This is a genomic window from Pseudoglutamicibacter albus (assembly GCF_031458175.1).
In the GTDB taxonomy this organism is placed as follows: Bacteria; Actinomycetota; Actinomycetes; order Actinomycetales; family Micrococcaceae; genus Pseudoglutamicibacter; species Pseudoglutamicibacter albus.
Map to the genome: position 1 here is coordinate 2,060,169 of NZ_JAVDXX010000001.1, position 20,406 is coordinate 2,080,574.

Annotated in this window: 17 protein-coding genes and 2 tRNA genes; 11 read left to right on the forward strand and 8 right to left on the reverse strand. The window is 56.0% G+C overall.

The window, feature by feature from the left end; all coding sequences use genetic code 11:
* Positions 1-671: 671 nt before the first annotated feature.
* From J2S67_RS09085 to rpmH, 7 genes are all read right to left on the reverse strand, one after another.
* The gene (locus J2S67_RS09085; RefSeq protein ID WP_052048410.1) at positions 672-1,472 is read right to left on the reverse strand and encodes a ParA family protein; all 801 of its coding nucleotides are present in this window, start codon (positions 1,470-1,472) and stop codon (positions 672-674) included.
* 118 nt (positions 1,473-1,590) lie between these two features.
* The gene (gene rsmG / locus J2S67_RS09090; protein WP_310248413.1) at positions 1,591-2,352 is read right to left on the reverse strand and encodes a 16S rRNA (guanine(527)-N(7))-methyltransferase RsmG; all 762 of its coding nucleotides are present in this window, start codon (positions 2,350-2,352) and stop codon (positions 1,591-1,593) included.
* Positions 2,352-2,936 carry a Jag family protein gene (locus J2S67_RS09095; protein ID WP_377650282.1) on the reverse strand — a complete coding sequence of 195 codons (585 nt, stop codon included), beginning with the start codon at positions 2,934-2,936 and terminating at the stop codon, positions 2,352-2,354. Before J2S67_RS09095 ends, rsmG begins: the two co-directional genes overlap by 1 nt.
* Entirely contained in the window at positions 2,936-3,907 is a 972-nt protein-coding gene (yidC, locus tag J2S67_RS09100) for a membrane protein insertase YidC (RefSeq protein ID WP_035755736.1), read from the reverse strand. The genes J2S67_RS09095 and yidC overlap by 1 nt, the downstream gene beginning before the upstream one ends.
* Entirely contained in the window at positions 3,904-4,485 is a 582-nt protein-coding gene (gene yidD, locus J2S67_RS09105) for a membrane protein insertion efficiency factor YidD (RefSeq protein WP_310248418.1), read from the reverse strand. Before yidD ends, yidC begins: the two co-directional genes overlap by 4 nt.
* Positions 4,466-4,822, reverse strand: coding sequence for a ribonuclease P protein component (gene rnpA, locus J2S67_RS09110; RefSeq protein ID WP_083285471.1), 357 nt, complete (start codon positions 4,820-4,822; stop codon positions 4,466-4,468). The genes yidD and rnpA overlap by 20 nt, the downstream gene beginning before the upstream one ends.
* 72 nt (positions 4,823-4,894) lie before the next feature.
* Positions 4,895-5,032 (reverse strand): 50S ribosomal protein L34, encoded by a 138-nt coding sequence (gene rpmH, locus J2S67_RS09115; protein WP_035755734.1) that lies wholly within the window; start codon positions 5,030-5,032, stop codon positions 4,895-4,897.
* Positions 5,033-5,620: 588 nt separating this feature from the next.
* On the opposite strand from rpmH, the gene dnaA reads away from it, so the two are divergent.
* The 9 genes from dnaA (at position 5,621) to J2S67_RS09160 (ending at position 16,997) form a co-directional block, all read left to right on the forward strand.
* Positions 5,621-7,357, forward strand: coding sequence for a chromosomal replication initiator protein DnaA (dnaA, locus tag J2S67_RS09120; RefSeq protein ID WP_035755733.1), 1,737 nt, complete (start codon positions 5,621-5,623; stop codon positions 7,355-7,357).
* 472 nt (positions 7,358-7,829) lie between these two features.
* Positions 7,830-8,954, forward strand: a complete 1,125-nt coding sequence (gene dnaN / locus J2S67_RS09125; protein WP_035755732.1) for a DNA polymerase III subunit beta — start codon at positions 7,830-7,832, stop codon at positions 8,952-8,954.
* Positions 8,955-8,961: 7 nt separating this feature from the next.
* The gene (gene recF / locus J2S67_RS09130; RefSeq protein WP_070507525.1) at positions 8,962-10,155 is read left to right on the forward strand and encodes a DNA replication/repair protein RecF; all 1,194 of its coding nucleotides are present in this window, start codon (positions 8,962-8,964) and stop codon (positions 10,153-10,155) included.
* Complete coding sequence (locus J2S67_RS09135) at positions 10,136-10,792, forward strand: DUF721 domain-containing protein (protein ID WP_310248425.1); 657 nt, start codon at positions 10,136-10,138, stop codon at positions 10,790-10,792. The genes recF and J2S67_RS09135 overlap by 20 nt, the downstream gene beginning before the upstream one ends.
* Positions 10,793-11,221: 429 nt before the next feature.
* Positions 11,222-13,228, forward strand: a complete 2,007-nt coding sequence (gyrB, locus tag J2S67_RS09140; protein WP_310248817.1) for a DNA topoisomerase (ATP-hydrolyzing) subunit B — start codon at positions 11,222-11,224, stop codon at positions 13,226-13,228.
* A 114-nt stretch (positions 13,229-13,342) separates the two neighbouring features.
* Complete coding sequence (gyrA, locus tag J2S67_RS09145) at positions 13,343-16,012, forward strand: DNA gyrase subunit A (RefSeq protein ID WP_310248427.1); 2,670 nt, start codon at positions 13,343-13,345, stop codon at positions 16,010-16,012.
* Positions 16,009-16,548: a DUF3566 domain-containing protein gene (locus J2S67_RS09150; protein ID WP_083285473.1), complete on the forward strand. Its 540-nt coding sequence runs from the start codon at positions 16,009-16,011 to the stop codon at positions 16,546-16,548. Before gyrA ends, J2S67_RS09150 begins: the two co-directional genes overlap by 4 nt.
* 298 nt (positions 16,549-16,846) lie before the next feature.
* Positions 16,847-16,923 (forward strand) — tRNA-Ile (locus J2S67_RS09155).
* Position 16,924: 1 nt separating this feature from the next.
* Positions 16,925-16,997: transfer RNA gene (locus J2S67_RS09160), tRNA-Ala, on the forward strand.
* A gap of 336 nt (positions 16,998-17,333) precedes the next feature.
* On the opposite strand, the gene J2S67_RS09165 is transcribed toward J2S67_RS09160, so the two are convergent.
* A complete protein-coding gene (locus J2S67_RS09165; protein WP_310248430.1) occupies positions 17,334-18,164 on the reverse strand; it encodes a hypothetical protein in 831 nt (276 codons plus the stop codon).
* A gap of 175 nt (positions 18,165-18,339) precedes the next feature.
* Here J2S67_RS09165 and J2S67_RS09170 point away from each other — a divergent pair, with 175 nt between their 5' ends.
* Both J2S67_RS09170 and J2S67_RS09175 read left to right on the forward strand, forming a co-directional pair.
* Positions 18,340-18,882, forward strand: coding sequence for a peptidylprolyl isomerase (locus tag J2S67_RS09170; RefSeq protein WP_310248432.1), 543 nt, complete (start codon positions 18,340-18,342; stop codon positions 18,880-18,882).
* Between the two features lie 112 nt (positions 18,883-18,994).
* Positions 18,995-19,726 (forward strand): rhomboid family intramembrane serine protease, encoded by a 732-nt coding sequence (locus tag J2S67_RS09175; RefSeq protein ID WP_052048438.1) that lies wholly within the window; start codon positions 18,995-18,997, stop codon positions 19,724-19,726.
* The last annotated feature ends 680 nt before the right edge of the window (positions 19,727-20,406 follow it).

Here is a 20,406-nt window from a genome sequence, read left to right on the forward strand (position 1 = left end):
ACGCCGGGCTTCAAGGACAGAAAGCCGAACAACCGGGAAGATTGTCTGCCTATTGTTCAGACGCACTCACGCACAGTGGAACCTACTCACCTGGCTCAACAGCTACGTGCGTGGCTCGTGCAGGTCGGAAGGGACCCTCCTACCCCACCGACGCAGTTTAGAACAGTGAACTAGTGCACATACGCAGTCAGCTAATTAGACCAGAGCCATTCACGAGCTAGCGGCATAAACCTAGACGAGTCAACATCTCCAGTGACGCCCGGAGAATCCCTGCAGAATGTATCCGGAAGTCTAACTACCTACAGCATCTACCTCCGGCACCGCTTCTGAACGCACGAACTCTAATAGAACTGACTCCACGCTGCAGCAAACCGCTATGGATTCCGTCCGCTCCCCTACCAGTTCGAGTGGCCCCGATCTGCGCCCATCGTATTGATGGGCCCGCCGCATTCAGAAGCGCGTTGCATTCATGAGTCCGTCTTACTCGTAGACGCGTTGTATCCGTAGGTCCGCGTTTCACGTGAAACGCCCCGAAAGACTCGAATGGCCGAGAAGTGAGCCGAAATACGGAAATTGCGCCTTGGATACCCTTAGGGCAGGTCAGGTAAAAGGACTCGATCCAGGAATCCACTGTTGACAGCGGATCAACAGTGCACTCAAGTAAAAATGCTTTATTTGTTCAGAAGTTCCCGCGCAACGTTGATATATGCCAAGGCGCCAGTGGACGTCGGGTCATACGTCAGCACAGTCTGCTGGAAACTTGGCGCCTCTGAAATACGCACCGAACGTGGAATCACGGAATCTAGGGCCTGATCAGGGAAATGCCCCCGAACCTCTTCGGCAACCTGCGAGGACAAGTTGGTGCGGCCATCGTACATGGTCAACAAGATAGCGCTCACCGCAAGCTCAGGGTTCAGATGCTCACGGATTAACTCGATATTGCTCAACAGCTGGCTCAAACCCTCGAGTGCATAGTACTCACTCTGGATCGGGATCAGAACCTCACGCGCTGCAACGAAAGCGTTAACCGTCAACAGACCCAACGACGGCGGGCAGTCAATGAAAACGAAATCGAGACGAGGGAGGCCGTTGGCCTCACGGTACTCGGCGTAGTCCCGGATAGCTGTAGCCAACCGCACGTTACGGTCCTCAAGAGAGACCAACTCAATTTCGGCGCCAGCAAGATCGATCGTCGCAGGAGCAACAACCAAGTTGTCCACGTCAGGGCAATCCTGAACCACATCAGACAACGGTGTCCCCTCAATCAGGACATCGTAGGTCGAGGGAACTTCAGAAGAGTGAGGAACATTCAACGCGGTAGAGGCGTTACCCTGGGGATCGTTATCGATCACCAGAACCTGCATGCCCTCTAAAGCAAGCGCGGCAGCCAGGTTAACGGTTGTGGTGGTTTTCCCCACGCCGCCCTTCTGGTTACTCACCGTAATAACGCGGGTCGCTTCGGGACGCTTCATATCGCCTGCAGGAAAAGAGACCTCAGCGGCAGAATTTGAATCACCAGAAATATTGTCGCCGGCCTGATTATTATCGAGCATTCCTGCGCCTCTCATCCATAACCTTCAGAGTTCAACCTTATCGAGGATCAACCACGATCCGCACTACGGTTGACGGCTCGGCGAGCCATTCCTCACCCACAGTTTCAATCCGGACATCCCGGCCCTTATATTTCCGGATCACCTTCGCAGCCTTTTCAACCTCAGCCGCAGCCGAACGGCCCTTCAACGCGATCAGCTCCCCTCCCCCACGCATCAGAGGAAGAGTCAAAGGAACCAGCTGACGCATCGCAGTCACTGCGCGGGCCGTCACCACATCGACATCTAAGGTTTCGGCCATCTGTTCGGCGCGAGCCTGAACCACATCGACTCGGTCGCTCAGGCCTAAGTCCTCGATCACTTCATCAAGCCACTGGCAACGGCGCTGCAGCGGTTCAATCAAGACAAGAGTCAGGTCAGGGCGCGCTAGAGCCAAAACGATGCCCGGCAAACCAGCTCCGGAACCGACGTCAGCAACCAGTGCGCCTTCAGGCATCACATCGGCCAAAGCCGCACAGTTGAGAACATGCCGCGACCACAGAATAGGGATCTCGCGTGGACCAAGCAGGCCACGCTCAATACCGGTTGAAGCCAGATGCCCCACGTATCGCTGAGCGAGCCCCGCGCGGTCACCAAAATAGTGTTCAACCGCGGGAAGCTCCTGCTCATTCGGTCGCGGTGCATCTTCAGGAGCTACCGCGATCTCCGAGGAATCAATCCGCGGGCCTTCCGGGCCAGTACCGGGACGGCGCTGCTCATCATCCTGTGGACGATGCTGCTCACCGTTGGTCTGTGGAGTCATTAGCTCGCGTCCTCAGCAGGGTGCACGACGACGTGGCGGCGGGTGCCTTCACCTTCAGATTCGGAAACAAGCCCAGCTTCAGCAATGACGTCGTGAACGATCTTGCGTTCATACGGGGTCATCGGTTCCAGAGCTTCCGACTCACCTGTCTCGTTGACGGCGTCGATAGCTTTCTTCGCGATGTCCTTGAGTTCTTCGGCGCGTTCCTTGCGGTAGCCGGCAATGTCTAGAACGAAACGTGAACGCTGGCCGGTGTGCGCCAGAACTGCCAGGCGGGTTAGTTCCTGCAGGGCGTCCAAGACCCGGCCGTCGCGGCCCACGAGTTCTTGAAGGTCCGCATCGTCATCTTCGGTTTCTACTGAAACGTAGACGCGTCCGCCACGAACCTCGATGTCGATGTCGCCATCCAAGTCAGCGATGTCGAGGAGTTCTTCGAGATAGTCAGCTGCGGCGTCGCCTTCTTCTTCCAGGCGCTGCATCGTGAGGGATTTACCGGTTTCACGCTCAGGCTGGGCATCATCCGAGGCGCGCTCGGCGTCATTTTCGGAGGTGACTTCGAGGTCCTGCAACTGTTCGTTATTCATCACTTACGCTTCCTCCGGTTCTTACGCTGCGGCTGGATACGCTGGCCACGCACGTGCGTCTGATTTGTTTTAGTGTTCTCTTCTTTTGCAGGTGCATCCTTCTGCCCGATGGGCGGAAGACCGCGTGCGGCGCGGCGGATGTTGAGTTCCTTTTCGGCAAGCGAACCAGGCGTTGGGTTGTGCTTGATAACCCACATCTGCTGGGCCAGTACCCACATGTTGGTTGCAGTCCAGTAAACCAGCAGACCCAGTGGGAAGTTAATACCACCGATACCGAAGACCACTGGCAGGAAGTACATCATCATGCGCTGTTGGCGTGCGAACTGGCCCTGCTGGGATTCAGGGGTCATGTTCTTGGTCATCAGCTGGCGCTGCGTGATGAACATGAGGGCGACCATCGCGATGATCAGGATGATCGCGACGATGATCACGGATGCCTTAGGTGAGCCGCTACCGAGCGTGCCAACGAAGGTGTCGGAGAGGCGGGCGCCGAAGATCGTGGCGTCGTGGAAGGAGCGGACTTTCTCTGCGGAGAGTGCCGCGATGTTTTCGTTGGCGTTAGCCGCGTGAGTCGAGCCGTTCAGCACCTGGAAGAGCGCGAAGAAGAACGGCATCTGAATCAGCAGCGGCATACAGGACGCGAACATCGAGGTGTTGTGCTTCTTGAACAGTGCACGCTGTTCGGCAAGCATCGCCTGCTGCGAAAGCTGGTCTCGTTTGCCCTTGTATTTCTGCTGGAGCTTGCGTAGCTCTGGCTGCACAACCTGCATTGCGCGCTGGGCACGGATTTGGCGTGCGAACACAGGGATCAAAGCGGCGCGGACCGTGACCGTGACCAGCACGATCGCGAGAGTCCAGGTCCAGCCGGAGTCCCGGTCCATCCCAATCAGGGTGAAGAAGCTGTGGAACATGTCCATGAGGAAGGACATGACCCAGCGGAATGGGGTCAGAAGCCAGTTAAAGAAATTCATAAAGCGCCGCTTTGCTCCTTAGCCGCGGTGTGCGGCTGAGATGAATTCAGGGGATGGTTTAACACCATGATCTTCGGTGCCTTCGACTCTGGCCAAATCCGTTTGCCGGGTGGCACCGGGTCGATTCCCCCTTTGGTCCATGGGTGGCATCGAGCGATTCTCGATACGGTGAGCCACGAGCCTTTGATGGCGCCGTGGCTTGTTACTGCTTCTAGCCCGTAGGCGGAGCAGGTTGGATAGTAGGGGCACACATCTCCGTAGAGCGGGGAGATGGCTAGCCGCCAAAACTTGATGAAGCCGATGATGAGGTTGCGTGGGATGTCCACGATGTGGCGCCACCACGGTACTGCGGGTGCCTGGTTGTCAGGGACGATGGGTGCGGGACCCAGCTGCTCGGCAAGGCTACGCTCATCATTGCGGCTGTGAAGTTCCGCTGAACTGTGTTGTTCAGCTAAGCCGCGCTGTTCGGCTGAGTCGCACTGTTCAGCTGCTTTGTGCTGTCGGGTTGAGTTTGATTCCGTTGCGCAGGCATGGTTGAGGTGGGTGTGTGGTGTGCGTCTATTTTTGTTGCGTGCCACTGATGTCCACCCCGATTCTGCGTAGTCCGTTGCGGAGGTCGGTGTTGAGGGTGTTGTAGTCTGCGTGCGCTGCGGCGGGTAGGCCACGTACCACCACGTCGTGGTTTGAGATGCCTTCTTTAATGATCTCCCATGCGCTGGCGCGTAGTCGACGCTTGACTTGGTTTCGTACTGCCGCGTTTCCTACTTTTTTGGAGACGATGAATCCAAAGCGTGGAACCGGGTTGTTGGTAGGTCTAGCGAAGACAACGACGTTCCGGCACCCTTTACGGGTACCGGAACGCATTACGTTTCGCAGTTCGTTGCCTTTGCGTACTCGATGTTGTTGTGGGAGCACGAAAACACCCGTTGTTGGGTTCGCTTGAGCTGGTCCGGTTACCGTGTGGTTCCGGACGCGGGCTCGAGCGGGTTAGGCAGAGAGGCTCTTGCGACCCTTGTTGCGGCGGGTCGAGAGGATTGCGCGGCCGGCGCGGGTGCGCATGCGCAGGCGGAAGCCGTGCTTCTTGCTGCGGCGGCGGTTATTCGGCTGGAAAGTCCGCTTGGTCACGTTGAACACTCCGAGACGTCAGTTAGGGCATCGCCCGCTGTGCCTGAGGGGTTGTGCCTGAGGAATGTAACGGGATGGATGCGTTGTATCACGTTTACAACCGTGCTCTAACGAGGACTAACCGGGACGATGTTGTATCCGTTTGGCCAGTTCATTGTCAGGTTCGCGGATGCACCTTTTGGGCACGCCGCAACGCACGGAACTGATCCAGTGTAGCCAGTTTGATTGTTGCGGGTCAAACCCGGGTTAAGTGAATCACGCTGATGTGCGCAGCTGCATGCACGAAACAGCTCAAATCACCTTAATTAGGCATTCTTTTCACACCCTGTTTACGAAAGTTATCCACAGCCTGGGGAGAACTCTGGGGATTACTTGCGTTTACAGTCCAAGTTATCCCCATTTTCCTGTGCATAAGTTCGTCAACCTGTGGTGGGTACGGGTACGGTAGTGCCGTTGGGGTCTATCTTTTGCACAGGCTGTACCGTAGTCTCAGCTGTGTGTTCGCTGTGTCGGCGCCGAGTCCTTTCTCGACTCCTCGCCTGATCGCACCGTTCACGTCATCTATGCGCTAACAGAAGGGAAACTGGGATGAGCACTCAGGACGCAACCGCCGATCAGTGGCGGAAAGTGGTCCAAGAGTTGCGTGCAGACCCGCGCGTTACACCCCGTCAGCGCGGCTACCTCGAATTAGCGCAACCACAGGGGCGTGTTGGAACCACGTTCCTGGTAGCTGTCCCTAACGAATTGACTCGCGACACTCTGCAAAGCGTGCTGAGTGAACCGCTCGATGATGCTCTGCGCACCGTTTTTGGTCAGGACATGCTGTGCGCTTTCTCAATCGATGCAACCATCGAAACCCGTGCTGACGATGCGGATACCTCAGTTGCGGAAAGCCCCGACCGCTACCGCGGCAACGAGGTCTCCCCCGCCAACGAGCTGCAAATCCTGGATCCACACCCCGTTTCTTCGAATGTCGATCCGCGCCGTCGGTTCGATCGCGGTGAATATGATGACCGCGGCGAGTATGCCGCAGCTGAGCGGCCGCGCGAGAACTTCAACCACCAGGAATTTGATAGCAACCGCTATCAGACAATTGCCCCTTACCCTCTTGAGCACGAGGACACATCGAGACAGCCGCACGATAACGGTGAATTCTTGCGTGCAGAAGCGGATGTGCAGCGTTTCCAACGCGCGGCTGAAAGGCTCGATGCGAGCCAGGGCGCGGCATCTGGCTCAGCCATGCTTCCGGTTGGCCGTGCCGTGCCGCAGCCCCCATCGACATCGGCGGAATTTGGGCGGCTGAACCCTAAATACGTTTTCGATTCGTTCGTGATCGGTTCATCGAACCGTTTCGCCCACGCCGCGGCCGTGGCTGTAGCGGAGGCGCCCGCTAAGGCATATAACCCACTTTTCATATACGGGGGTTCGGGGCTCGGTAAAACCCACTTGTTGCACGCCATCGGGCACTATGCACGCGATCTGTATCGCGGAATCCGGGTGCGCTACGTCAACTCGGAAGAGTTCACGAACGACTTCATCAACTCGATTCGTGATGACGAGGGCACCAGCTTCAAGGCGATGTACCGCAACGTAGACATCCTGCTGATTGACGACATCCAGTTCCTTGCGAACAAGGACGCAACTCAGGAAGAGTTCTTCCATACGTTCAACGCGTTGCACAACCACAACAAGCAGGTTGTGATCACCTCGGATTTGCCGCCCAAGCAACTCTCAGGCTTTGAAGACCGCATGCGTTCGCGCTTCGAGTGGGGTTTGACCACTGATATTCAGCCGCCTGAGCTGGAGACGCGTATCGCGATTCTGCGTAAGAAGGCTGAGGCTGAAGATCTTTCGGTGCCTCCCGAGGTTTTGGAAGCGATCGCCTCGCGAATCTCAACGAACATCCGTGAGCTTGAGGGCGCACTAATTCGCGTGACGGCATATGCCTCGTTGAACCAACAGCCCGCCACTTTAGAAGTGGCCGAACATGTGCTGAAGGACCTTGTCACGGATGAGGGCGCGCAAACGCTGACGCCTGAAACGATCATTCACACAACTGCCGAGTACTTCGGGTTCACAGTGGCTGAGCTCAATTCCAAGTCGCGTACCCGGGCTCTGGTTACCTCACGGCAGATCGCGATGTATCTGTTGCGTGAGCTGACAGAGATGTCGCTTCCGAAGATCGGTGAGTTGATGGGCGGACGCGACCACACAACTGTGATCCATGCTGAGCGCAAGATCCGTGAGCTGATGGCTGAGAGGCGCGAGATCTATAACCAGGTCACGGAACTGACCAATACGATGCGGCAGCAGCAGCGGGATTAACCCTGTAACTACGCGGTTAAATCCGAATATTTTGTAGTTATCCGCAAGAAATGTGCAAAGAGCTGTGGATAACTGTGGGTGACATGCCTTTCGCTTCGCATAATCCTAGCTCACTCTTATATGCTTCACAGTGATGGGAATAATGCGTTAGAGTTCTCCACACTTTATCCACACTCAGTGGATAGCTGAATCATGCGGATCTGACGGGTTTTACACAAACTCCACAACGGTTACTACTCCTCCCACCTTTAAACATCTATCCAAATTACATTTTGTGATTCGACCGGCCCCGGCTCGAACTACACGCCCCTACAGGCTGATTTCTAAATCTCAGTGAACAAGTTATTTGAACCAGGTAGGCTAAACACGTGCCCTGTGTGACTTTTGAGCACAAGAGTGAATAAGGTCTTACTCTTGTGCTTGAATCTCATGCGCACCGAAAGCCTCGTATTTCGCATCGGAAGGTGAATCTGTGAAGATCAGCGTGGACCGTGATGTGCTCACTGAAGCCGTGACGTGGACTGCTCGAGCACTCGCTCCTCGTCCAGCGACCCCTGTACTTTCCGGTATTTTGATCACTGCCGCGGATAACACTCTGACGTTTGAGGCTTTTGACTACACGACTTCGGCACACCTTGACGTGGATGCCAACATCGAAACGGAAGGTTCGGTGCTTGTCTCTGGCAAGATGCTCGCCGACATCGCCCGTACTTTGCCTGCGGCTCCAGTGACTCTTGAACTTGAGAACGCTAAGCTCACGGTTTCGTGTGGCCGTTCCCGTTTCCACTTGGCCACCATGCCGGTTGATGAATACCCGAGCCTGCCTAAGATGCCCGATGTTCTTGGCACTGTTGATGGCACAGAATTCTCTCGGGCTGTTGCTCAGGTTTCGGTTGCTGCTGCTCGTGATGAAACCTTGCCGATCCTCACTGGCATCAAGGTTGAGTTTGAAGATGACACGATGACGCTATTGGCGACTGACCGCTATCGTCTTGCGATGCGTGAGTTGAATTGGAAGCCAGCTGGTTCGAGCGTTTCAACTTCGGCTCTCGTGAAGGCTAAGACCCTCTCGGATGTCGCTAAGACGTTAGGTTCTGCTGGTGAGCTCAGCATCTGCATGGAGGAAAACGGCGATATTGTCGGTTTCGTTTCGGGTTCGCGCCGCACCACTACGCTTTTGGTTGATGGTGATTACCCTAAGATTCGCTCTCTGTTCCCGGAGGAATCGCTTATTCACGCATCGGTTTCTACTCCTGAGCTGATTGAGGCCGTTCGCCGTGTTTCGATTGTGGCTGAGCGAAACACCCCTGTGCGTTTGCAATTCACTGATGCCCAGGTCGCGCTCGATGCGGGAACGGGTGAAGAAGCCCAAGCTGAAGAAGCCATCGAAAGCCAGCTCAACGGCGATGAGATCACGGTCGCTTTCAACCCTCCGTTCTTGTCCGAGGGTTTGTCTGCTTTTGACACTGAGAATGTTCAGTTTGCGTTCACTACCGCGCCGAAGCCTGCGATGTTGACCGCGCTTGATCAGGAAACCGGCCAGCCGGATATGTCTTTCCGCTATTTGGTGATGCCGGTGCGACTGCCTAACGCGTGATGTTTAGGTGTATCTGACGCATCTTTCGCTGCACGATTTCCGTACGTATCAGCATCTCGAGTTGCCTTTGAGCCCTGGCACTACTGTTTTGGTGGGGCCCAATGGTGTGGGTAAAACCAACATTGTTGAGGCAATCGGCTATTTGGCTACACAGGATTCTCACCGTGTGAGCCAGGATGCACCGCTAGTGCGTTTCGGTGCGGAGCGCGCGTTGATCGCGGGCCAGGTTAACCGCGGGGACCGCCTGACGCGTGTTGAAGTTGAGATTAATCCGCGGCGTCGGAACCGGGCACGGGTCAATCGCGCTGATTTTTCGCGAGCTCGTGAGGCTTTAGGCATTCTCCGTTCGATCCTGTTTGTCCCTGAAGATCTGGAGCTGGTCAAGGGCGAGCCGGAGGTTCGGCGCCGTTTCCTTGATGATCTTGTGGTGCAGCTTCGGCCGGATCAGGCCGCGGTGCGCAACGAATTTGACCGGGTATTGCGTCAACGCAACGCACTTTTGAAGTCGGCTCGCGCATCGGGCGGTTTCACTGAAGCCCACGAGGCCACTCTTGATGTGTGGGATATGCATTTCGCGCAAGCTGCGGCACCGCTTATGCGGAACCGGATTCATGTGGCGAAATTGTTGGCTCCGCATGTTGCCCAGGCTTATTCGGAGCTGACGAATGGGGCTAAGGCGGCTACGTTGCGTTATTTCGCGACAGTGGTTGATGAGGCGGAAACGCTGGGTTCGGTTGATGGCCCGGTCGCGGAGCAGACGTTGTTGACCCCTGATATGGTGCACATCACTGATGTGGTGAGCCAAGCGTTGGAGGCTTCCCGCGCCCGTGATATTGAGCGTGCCACGACAACGGTTGGTCCGCATCGTGATGATGTGATGTTGGGGCTCGGGTCCGCGCCGGCTAAGGGTTTTGCCTCTCACGGGGAGACGTGGTCGTTGGCGTTGGCGTTGCGGTTGGCGGCGTTTCGGGTTCTGATGGAGGATGACCCTTCCGATGCGGCGCGTCCTGTATTGATTCTGGACGATGTGTTCGCTGAGTTGGATGAGTTCCGGCGGCAGCGTCTGGTGGCGGCGCTGGCGGATGCCGAGCAGGTTGTGGTCACTGCCGCGGTGGGTAGCGAGATTCCTCAAGGGTTGGATGCCACGGTGGTGCGTGTTTCGCCTGGGGAGGTGATGATCGATGACGCCACAAACGCCTGAGCCGCGCCCTGAAGAGGACAGTTTTGAAACGCAGGGTGGTGATTTTGAAACGCAGGGTTGTGATGCGCAGCCGAATGAGGTTGAGGTGTTCGAAGCTGAACTTGAGGGGCTTGATGCTTTGGTGGATGATGCCCCGGCGGTGGTTTTGGCTCGCGCGCGGAAGCTTGCTTTGTCCCAAGGTGATGTGCGCCGTGATGCGGCGATGGTTCAGCGCGCTAAGCAGAAGGCGCGGGCCCGTAAGAGCCGTAAGCAGAAGTGGGATGATCCTGATGCTGGCGGGCGTGATCCGGTGGGTTTGGGTGAGCTGCTGGAGCGGATGATGCGTTCGCGGGGCTGGGCTGAACCGGTTGCGGTGGGTTCTGTTTTGGCTCGGTGGCCTGAGATTGTGGGGCCGCAGGTTGCCGCGCACGCGGTTGCTGAGTCTTTTGAGGATTCGGTTGTGGTGGTTCGGTGTTCTTCTACTGCGTGGGCTACGAATCTGCAGCTGATGCAGCATGATTTGTTGAAGCGTTTGGATGCTGCGGTGGGTCATGGCGTGGTGACGCGGATCAAGGCTTTGGGGCCGGCGGCGCCTTCGTGGCGTAAGGGGCCGCGGTCTGCTCCGGGCGGGCGGGGCCCGCGGGACACGTACGGGTGAGGCACGCGAGGCATCGTGTGTTTCGCACCCGGCGCATCGTTCCCACCACTGCCCTCCCGAGCCCCGCATTCTGAGCCTTGTATCGCGTACTCCGCATCCCGCTCGATCGGTTCTGAGGGGATGGGAGGGCCGGAGGGGATGCCCTACATATAAAGGGATGCATCGTGTCTAAGGGGCGTTTACGGGCCTGCTAACGCGACGAACGTACTTATTCCGCGCTAGAATGGATCTAAATTGGCGTTTTTGTGTGCCCGCGTGCTTGTTGTTGTGCGTGTGGTGCAGGCGCTCGCTGTAGATGATTGAAGAACTGGGAGTACCGTGGCGGAGGATATCCAGCCGGAGAACGGCGTTTCGGAACACCATGAGGGGTCTGGGGATCAGACTCATGGTGAGACACATGAGGGCACCGGCCATGTCGGCAACCATAAGGTGACTGAGGAATACGGTGCGTCTGCGATTACGGTGCTTGAGGGGCTTGAGGCTGTCCGGAAGCGCCCGGGTATGTACATCGGTTCGACCGGCCCGCGTGGTTTGCATCACCTCGTGTATGAGGTGGTTGATAACTCGGTCGATGAGGCGTTGGCCGGGTATGCGGACACGATCCGGGTGACCCTGCAGGACGATGGTGGCGTCCGTGTTGAGGATAACGGCCGCGGTATCCCGGTGGATATGCACCCGACGGAGGGCCGCCCGACCGTTGAGGTCGTGATGACCATTTTGCATGCTGGCGGTAAGTTCGGCGGCGGCGGTTATGCGGTTTCGGGTGGTTTGCACGGTGTTGGTATTTCGGTTGTGAACGCGCTTTCGCGCCGCATTGACACGTGTGTTAAGCGTCAGGGTTACGAGTGGAATGTGACGTTTGAGAACGGCGGCCACGTTGTGGGTGAGGGGCTCACGCGTGGTGCTGCGACTGATGAGACGGGCACGATCCAGACGTTCTATCCGGATCCGGAGATTTTCGAATCGGTTGAGTTCGATTTTGAGACCCTACGTGCGCGCTTGCAGCAGATGGCGTTTTTGAACAAGGGTTTGCGCATCGTTTTGACTGATGAGCGCAGTCTTGATGATGCCGGTGATGAGGTTGTTGATGAGGCCGATGCGGACGCAGGCGAGGCTGAGAAGAAGCCGCAGCATCGCACGGTGGATTATAAGTATGACGAGGGCTTGCTTGATTACGTCAAGTTCCTGAACGCGTCGAAGAAGGCTGAGCTGATCCATGAGGATGTGATCGCTTTTGAGGCCGAGGATACTGACCGGAAGATTTCGGTTGAGATCGCGATGCAGTGGACTTCGGCGTATTCGGAGTCGGTGCACACGTATGCGAACACGATTAACACTCATGAGGGTGGTACTCATGAGGAGGGTTTCCGTGCCGCGTTGACCTCGTTGATCAACCGTTATGCGCGTGAGAACAACCTTCTGAAGGAGAAGGATGACAACCTCACGGGTGACGATATCCGTGAGGGTCTCACCGCGGTGGTTTCGGTCAAGCTGGGTGAGCCGCAGTTTGAGGGTCAGACCAAGACGAAGCTGGGTAACTCGATTGCGCGTGGTTTTGTGCAGGGTGTTATTCACGACGGTTTGGGTGACTGGCTGGAGCGTAACCCGATGCCGGCGCGGGATGTGATCCGGAAGGCGATGCTTTCGGCGCAGGCTCGTATGGCTGCGCGGAAGGCTCGTGATCAGGCTCGGCGTAAGTCTCCGTTGGAGACGTTCGGTATGCCGGGTAAGTTGTCGGATTGCTCGTCGAAGAACCCGGCTGAGTGCGAGATCTACATTGTTGAGGGTGACTCCGCGGGTGGTTCGGCTAAGCGTGGCCGTGATCCGCGGACTCAGGCGATTTTGCCGTTGCGCGGCAAGATTCTCAATGTTGAGCGTGCGCGTCTGGATAAGGCGTTGGCTAACCGTGAGGTTCAGTCGATGATTACCGCGTTCGGTACGAACATCGGTGAAGAGTTCGATATTGAGAAGCTGCGGTATCACAAGATTGTTTTGATGGCGGATGCGGATGTTGACGGTCAGCACATCACCACGCTGTTGTTGACGGTGTTGTTCCGGTTTATGCGTCCGCTGATTGAGCGCGGTTATGTGTATTTGGCGCAGCCGCCGCTGTATCGCATCAAGTGGTCGAATGCCCCGCACGATTATGTGTTTACTGACGCTGAGCGTGATGAGGCGTTGGAGAAGGGCCGCGCGGCTGGCCAGCGTTTGCCTAAGGATAATGCGATCCAGCGTTATAAGGGTTTGGGCGAGATGGATTATTCGGAGTTGTGGGATACAACTATGAACCCGGAATTCCGTACGTTGAAGCAGGTCACGATGGATGATGCTGCGGCTGTGGATCAGGTGTTTTCTGTTCTGATGGGTGAGGACGTTGAGTCTCGCCGTGAGTTTATTCAGCAGAATGCCCGTGATGTGAGGTTCCTGGATATTTAGGTTCGTCAGGGTGCACGGCGTTCTATGGTGTGGATCGAGTACATGGATCTGACGGTGGCGCTGTTGCTGAGGAAGACTTTTGGATTTTGAGGCTAAGGAAGAAGCTGTAATTCGATGAGTGAGAACAACACTCCTGATCCGGATGTGAACGCTAAGGGCGTCGGGGAGTCTTTGGCTCCAGCGGTGGTTGCTGGTGACCGTGTTTCGCAGGTTGATCTGCAGACTGAGATGCAGCAGTCGTATCTGGATTATGCGATGGCTGTCATTGTTGGTCGTGCGTTGCCGGATGTGCGTGATGGTTTGAAGCCGGTGCATCGTCGTGTGATTTATGCGATGTATGACGGCGGCTATCGGCCGGATCGCGGATTCAATAAGTGTGCTCGTGTTGTTGGTGAGGTGATGGGTCACTTCCACCCGCACGGTGATTCGGCGATTTATGACACGTTGGTGCGTCTGACTCAGGATTGGGTCATGCGTTACCCGTTGGCTACGGGGCAGGGTAACTTTGGTTCTCCGGGTAACGATGGTGCTGCGGCTCCTCGTTATACGGAGACGAAGATGGCTCCGTTGGCTATGGAGATGGTTCGGGATATCCACGAGGACACCGTGGATTTCATGCCGAACTATGACGGTAAGAATCAGGAGCCGACTGTTTTGCCGGCCCGTTTCCCGAACCTGTTGGCAAACGGTTCGGCTGGTATTGCCGTTGGTATGGCTACGAATATTCCTCCGCATAATATGCGTGAGCTTGCCGATGGCGTGCAGTGGGCACTGCAGCATCCGGATGCGAGCCGTGAGGAGTTGCTTGAGGCGCTGATGCAGCGCATTCAGGGCCCGGACTTCCCCACGGGCGCCCGTATTTTGGGGCGTAAGGGTATTGAGGATATGTACCGCACTGGTCGCGGTTCTATCCCGATGCGTGCGGTGGTTAATGTCGAGGAGATCGACGGCCGTACGTGCTTGGTTGTGACTGAGCTTCCGTATCAGGCGAATCCGGATAATTTGGCGATCAAGATCGCTGATCTTGTGAAGGACCACAAGATTCAGGGCATCGCGGACTTGCGGGATGAGACCTCTGGCCGGACTGGTCAGCGTTTGGTGATTGTCCTGAAGCGGGACGCTGTGCCGAAGGTTGTTTTGAACAACCTGTATAAGCACACGGAGCTGCAGCAGAATTTCTCGGCGAACATGTTGGCGCTCGTGGACGGTGTTCCGCGCACACTTTCGCTGGATGCGTTCATTATTCACTGGATTAATCACCAGATCGATGTGATTGTCCGCCGCACTAAGCATCGTTTGAAGAAGGCCAAGGCTTTGGCGCATATTCAGGTTGCTTTGTTGATGGCGCTGGATGTGCTCGATGACGTGATTGCGTTGATCCGGAAGTCACCGACTGTTGATGAGTCGCGTGAGGGTTTGAAGAAGCTCTTGGGGATCGATGATGATCAGGCGAACGCGATTCTGGATATGCAGTTGCGCCGGCTGGCTGCGTTGGAGCGTCAGAAGATCCAGGACACGTATGACGCGTTGATGGAGGAGATCGCGCGTTATGAGCGGATCCTTGCTTCTGAGACGTTGCAGCGTGAGGTGATTTCTGAGGAGCTCACGGATATTGTGGAGCGTTTCGGTGATGACCGCCGCACTGAGATTGTGCGTGGCTATGACGGGGATATGTCTGTTGAGGATTTGATCCCTGTTGAGGAAATGGTTGTCACGATCACTCAGGGTGGCTACGTCAAGCGGACGCGTTCTGATAATTATCGGGCGCAGAACCGTGGCGGTAAGGGCATTCGTGGCGCGCAGTTGCGTGGCCAGGATGTTGTGGAGCATTTCTTTGTGACCACGACCCACCATTGGATTGCGTTCTTCACGAACTTCGGCCGCGTCTATCGCTTGAAGTGTTACGAGTTGGCGGAGGCTGCGCGCGATGCGCGGGGTCAGCATGTGGCGAATGTGTTGGCTTTCCAGCCTGGCGAGCAGATTCAGCAGGTTTTGGCGCTGGAGAATTATGAGCAGTCGCCGTATCTGGTGTTGGCTACCCGTAATGGTTTGGTTAAGAAGACTCGTTTGGAGGAGTACGACACGAACCGTACGGCCGGTGTGATCGCGGTGAATCTGCGTGAGGGTGATGAGCTTGTTTCGGCTGGTTTGGCCAGCGAGCATGATGATCTGATGCTGGTTTCGAAGAAGGGTATGTCGGTTCGTTTCACGGCTACTGATGACGCTCTTCGCCCGATGGGTCGCGCGACGTCTGGTGTTACGGGTATGAAGTTCCGCGCAGGCGATGAACTGTTGGGTATGAGTGTTGTTCGTGACGATGAGGCTTCGTTTGTCTTCACTGTCACGGATAGCGGTTATGCCAAGCGCAGCCCGGTATCGGATTACCGTGTTCAGGGTCGTGGCGGCCTCGGGATTAAGGTTGCGAACTTGCCTGAGGATCGTGGCGAGCTGGTTGGTTTCAAGGTTGTTCAGGAAGATGACGAGATCCTGGTTGTGATGCAGTCGGGCAAGGTTGTCCGTACGGCTGTGAACCAGGTTTCGCCTACTGGCCGTGACACGATGGGCGTGATTTTCGCTAAGCCGGACAAGAAGGATCACATTCTTGCGGTTGCGAAGAACGCTAATCATGACTTGGAAGCTGCCGGTGAGGAAGCCGGCGATGACGAGACTGATACTTCAGGTGTAGACGTGGAGGGTACCGAAGCGGGTACAGTTGCTGAAGTGCAGATAGATGATCAGGGCGAGGGCGCTGATTCTGAGCCAACTGACGGAGGAGACGAGTGAGTACCTCAAAGAATCCTGGTGCGCAGCGGCCTAACGCGTCGTCTGGGAAGGGCCGTAGCCCGGCCCCGCAAACGGTGAGTTCGCAGGGGAAGGCTCGTCCGGCGTCGTCGGGGGCTCGCCCAGCTAATGCGCGTGGCAGTAACCCTACCCTGGTGCGCCCTGCGCCTAAGGCGAAGGTGCGTAAGGCACGCCTCATGGTGTCCAAGGTGGACATCTGGAGCGTTTTGAAGCTTGCGTTCTTGTTGTCTGTGGCTTTGGGCGTGGTCACGGTTGTTGCGACTGTGGTGCTCTGGGCTATCTTCGACGTCGCTGGTGTTCTTGACCAGATCAACAACTTCTTGGGCACGATTATGGGTGAAGGCAAGAAGTTTGATGTCAAGGATTATGTGTCGATGGGTAACGTCACGAGCTTCTCGGTGATCATCGCGGTAGTCAACGTGATTCTGTTGACGGTGCTTTCGATGGTGGCTGCCGTGATCTATAACTTGTCGGCTTCCCTTGTTGGCGGAATTACGGTAACGTTAACTGACGACTAGACGCCTGCAGTGACGTTGGCGGTCTCGTCCGGTTTACGTGAGTTTCACATCACATCACGTTCGATTTGGAACTTAGAAAGAAACCAGGTAGAGTCTTTCAACGTTGCTCCTGCTAAGGAAACAAAACGAATGAGAACTGAATACTGAATCTCTTGAAAATTGAGAGATGCAAAGTTGAAGTTTAGATTTCGTTTCGATTTTGTTCAAGAAGGTTCTAGGAATAGAATCGACTGAAGAAAGATTCCTTAGCGGAATTCCGTAGCAAAACTCCTCACGGAGTGAGAGACGGAAATGGTGCGGGCGTATAGCTCAGACGGTTAGAGCGCATCGCTGATAACGATGAGGTCCCTGGTTCAATTCCAGGTACGCCCACCATGGGGGATTGGCGCAATTGGTAGCGCATCTGCTTTGCAAGCAGAGGGTTAGGGGTTCGAGTCCCCTATCCTCCACAAAGTGAAGGTCCGGATGATCGAAAGGTCAGCCGGACCTTCGTCATTTAACTCACGGCCACTGCGCAACCAGGCTGCGGGACAGCCCTATGCCCCGCGCGGCCCCTTTTGACCCTTAACCCTGGTTGCCTGTGGAGCCTTAGGCGCAGACTGATGGGCCGGTGGCTCAGGAGGGCCTCAGGGGAAGGGCCTGAGCGCCTTGACGCCCCGTGGGCCTGTTGACGCCCTTGTGAGGGCCGTTAAAGGAAGCGAGGCATAAAGAGAGCGCCCCCTCACCAACGTGTGGTGAGGGGGCGCTCTCGCGTCTTTGAGCTCGCTGTCTGCGAGCGGGAACGCTTACTTGTTCAGTGGGTTATCCGAACCGGTGCTTGCGTTCTTCAGCGGCTTCTCCGCAGCCGGCTTCTCAGCAACTGGCTTATCGGCTGCGCGGCGGCCGGACTGCTTAGGCTTCTCGCCAGTGACCTTCTCCTTGACGTCTGCAGCTTTGTCCTTAGCGGCATCGACACCGGTCTTAGCGGCGTCCTTAGCCTTCTCCACAGTGGACTCCTTCTCGGAAGCTGGCTTCGAAGCCAAGGTCGGGGCCTTCTCCTGAGGAGCAGGGTTCTTCCAAGGGTCCTCGACTGGACGGGATGCACGCCAAGCAGCAACAGCGGCAGCACCAATCGCTGCGAAGAGGACGAACAAGAAGAACTTCTTGCCGCCGGACTTCTTCTGCTTCTTACGCTCCTTAGCGGCTGCCTTACGAGCCGCCTCGGCCGCCTGCTTAGCCTGCTTCTTCAACTGACGCTTGGACATCTTCTTGCCCTTCTTCGCTTTCTTAGCGGACTTTTCCAACTCTGCACGGCCAGCGTTAGCTCCAGCCTGAGCCTGGGCTGCCAGCTCGGAAGCTTTAGTCTTAGCGTTCGTAAAGGTCTCGCTAGCGGTTTCTTGCGCGCGGGAGGCGAAATCCTTAGCTGCGGGGACGACGTCGTCCTGAACCTTTTCCATCATGTCTGCTGCCTTCTCCTTAGCGGTGTTCAAACCATCGGCAATAACCGGGGAAACCTGCTCATAACCGTGAGCAAGCGCTTCGGTGGCCGCATGGAGCTTAGGAGCAGCCCAATCGCGTACATTCTCGACAGTGCTGGCAATTGCGCCTTCTGTCTTCTTAACTGAACGGTCTTTCATGACTGCTCTCCTGTTTTAGTTGTTCGTCCACACATGAGTAGACGTTGTTCCATACATTTACCCTAGACGGAAAACGAGGTGTTGTGTTGGGATTTGTAGAACTTGCCCCAACCTGTTCACTGAACGCGTATGATTCGGCCACATAAACAGGGGCGCCTCATGGGATGATGGGGGCATGAGCATTGCAACGCATGAAGCAACTATTCATACGAGCTTGGGCGACGTAATTCTGAATCTGTTCGGCAACCACGCGCCACAGACTGTTGAGAACTTTGTTGGTTTGGCAACCGGCGAGAAAGAATGGACCGACCCTGCAACGGGTGAAGCCCGTAAAGGCACTCCCCTGTACAACGGCACCATCTTCCACCGCATCATCAAGGACTTCATGATCCAGGGCGGTGACCCTCTGGGTCGCGGCATCGGTGGCCCGGGCTACCAGTTTGATGACGAGATCCATCCCGAACTGACGTTCGCTGAACCGTATAAGCTCGCGATGGCCAACGCAGGTAAGCGGATGGGCCGCGGCACCAACGGTTCCCAGTTCTTCATCACGACCGTGCCAACCACATGGCTGCAGGGCAACCACACCATCTTCGGTGAGGTTGTGGACGATGCGTCCAAGGCCGTCGTGGATAAGCTCAACGCAGTCCCTACGGGCCCGGCCGATAAGCCACTCGAGGACGTCGTTATTTCCTCGATCGATATTAAGAAGCTGTAACTTGTGGCTCGCTTAGGTGCCCCGGTGCTGTAACAGCGCCGGGGCACCTGCCTTTAAGGGCTCTCACCATGGAGACATCAAACGAACGGGGATATCAATGAGGAATCTGCTGGTGCGTTACCCGGGAACAATCATCATCACTGTGGTCTTGGTGGCGTTCTATATCGTCCAGCTTGTGGTGGAAAGCTTCACCGAGGACATGTTGATCCGCGGGGTCTACGTTAACGAGCAACCGTGGCGTCTATTGAGTTCAGGGTTTGTCCACAGCACCGAGTTCCTGCCTTCAGCGCACCTACTGAGTAACCTGCTGATGCTGTGGTACGTGGGGCTGCTGCTCGAACGGATCCTAGGCACAATCCGGTTCATAGCAGTCTTCCTCGTAGGCGTCGTGGGAGGAAGTGCCGCGGTCGTATTGCTAACAAGCCCCATCGACGGGGCGCTGGGTGCCTCCGGCGGGATCTTCGCCCTGTGCACTTCCCTACTCATGGTCCTGCGTAAAGGAGCAACCACGGCGTTCGCAAGCCTCACGACCGTTGTGGTCATCATGTTTCTCCAGGGGCTGTTCATGCCAGGAGTTTCGTGGGAAGGCCACCTCGGCGGAGCAATCACAGGTATCGTGCTGGGCGCGACCGCACGCTTCCAGCCCTATGTTCTTGAACGTGTGAGTGACCTCTTCGATGTGACAGAAGGAATCAAACCCTCCGTGTCGCGGCAGAAGATCGTGACGGAAGTACCGCGCCGCATTGCAGAAGTTGCGATCTATGCCGGAGTGGTTGCCCTCGCCGTATGGCTGAGCACGAGCCACGTAACATCAACGCTCACGAAATACGGCATCACACCGTGATGTGCAACACCGTGACGTACAACATTGCGAGCTAAGCCTTGTGAGCCTGACCTAGGGCAGAGGACTGACCCTGACCTCTGCTCCTGATGGCGACCCCTGTCCCTCATCCTGACTGACCTCTAGCCCAGACGCCGCGTAAAGCACGCGGCGTCTTTACTTATCCACAGTGGTTCTCCACAGTGTGGACAAGAACACAACGGTGTAATTCGAATAAGGGACAAATATTCGAAGAAAAACTGTGCTAACTATAACCTAGGCCAAGATCCAGCTTAAAGATTACTTAAAGCAAGCACTAGCGAAGATGTGTTCGAATGTTTTCCCACTTTTTATCCCCACCTGTGGATAACTTTGTGCACGGGTGTTGACAGAATCTTGGAATTCTCGTTACTTTTCGCCACCTGCCGTTATCTTCATGTTTATCCACAGTCGTTTTCCACAGTGTGGAGAACTTACACCGTTGTGATTTATGAAGGATCTTTCAGACCTTAAGATACGGGGATGACTGTGATTCCGTGGATCCGGACATCTTTCTGTACATAGACTGTGAGAATATTTCGCAATCCACACACTTTATCCCCACCTGTGGATAACTCAAGTTCACACGTCCACAGCTCTTGTAATCCACAGTCGCCGTTTCTCGGCCTGCATCGCACATCTACCGCTCTTTGCTTCGGTCGCGG

Excerpts from the sequence above, each read along its gene's own strand:
- yidC (WP_035755736.1), bottom strand. The coding sequence starts at position 3,907 with ATGAATTTCTTTAACTGGCTTCTGACCCCATTCCGCTGGGTCATGTCC.
- J2S67_RS09165 (WP_310248430.1), bottom strand. The coding sequence starts at position 18,164 with ATGAAAGACCGTTCAGTTAAGAAGACAGAAGGCGCAATTGCCAGCACT.
- J2S67_RS09095 (WP_377650282.1), bottom strand. The coding sequence starts at position 2,936 with ATGAATAACGAACAGTTGCAGGACCTCGAAGTCACCTCCGAAAATGAC.
- J2S67_RS09085 (WP_052048410.1), bottom strand. The coding sequence starts at position 1,472 with ATGAAGCGTCCCGAAGCGACCCGCGTTATTACGGTGAGTAACCAGAAG.
- dnaA (WP_035755733.1), top strand. The coding sequence starts at position 5,621 with ATGAGCACTCAGGACGCAACCGCCGATCAGTGGCGGAAAGTGGTCCAA.
- gyrA (WP_310248427.1), top strand. The coding sequence starts at position 13,343 with ATGAGTGAGAACAACACTCCTGATCCGGATGTGAACGCTAAGGGCGTC.
- rsmG (WP_310248413.1), bottom strand. The coding sequence starts at position 2,352 with ATGACTCCACAGACCAACGGTGAGCAGCATCGTCCACAGGATGATGAG.
- J2S67_RS09170 (WP_310248432.1), top strand. The coding sequence starts at position 18,340 with ATGAGCATTGCAACGCATGAAGCAACTATTCATACGAGCTTGGGCGAC.
- J2S67_RS09135 (WP_310248425.1), top strand. The coding sequence starts at position 10,136 with ATGACGCCACAAACGCCTGAGCCGCGCCCTGAAGAGGACAGTTTTGAA.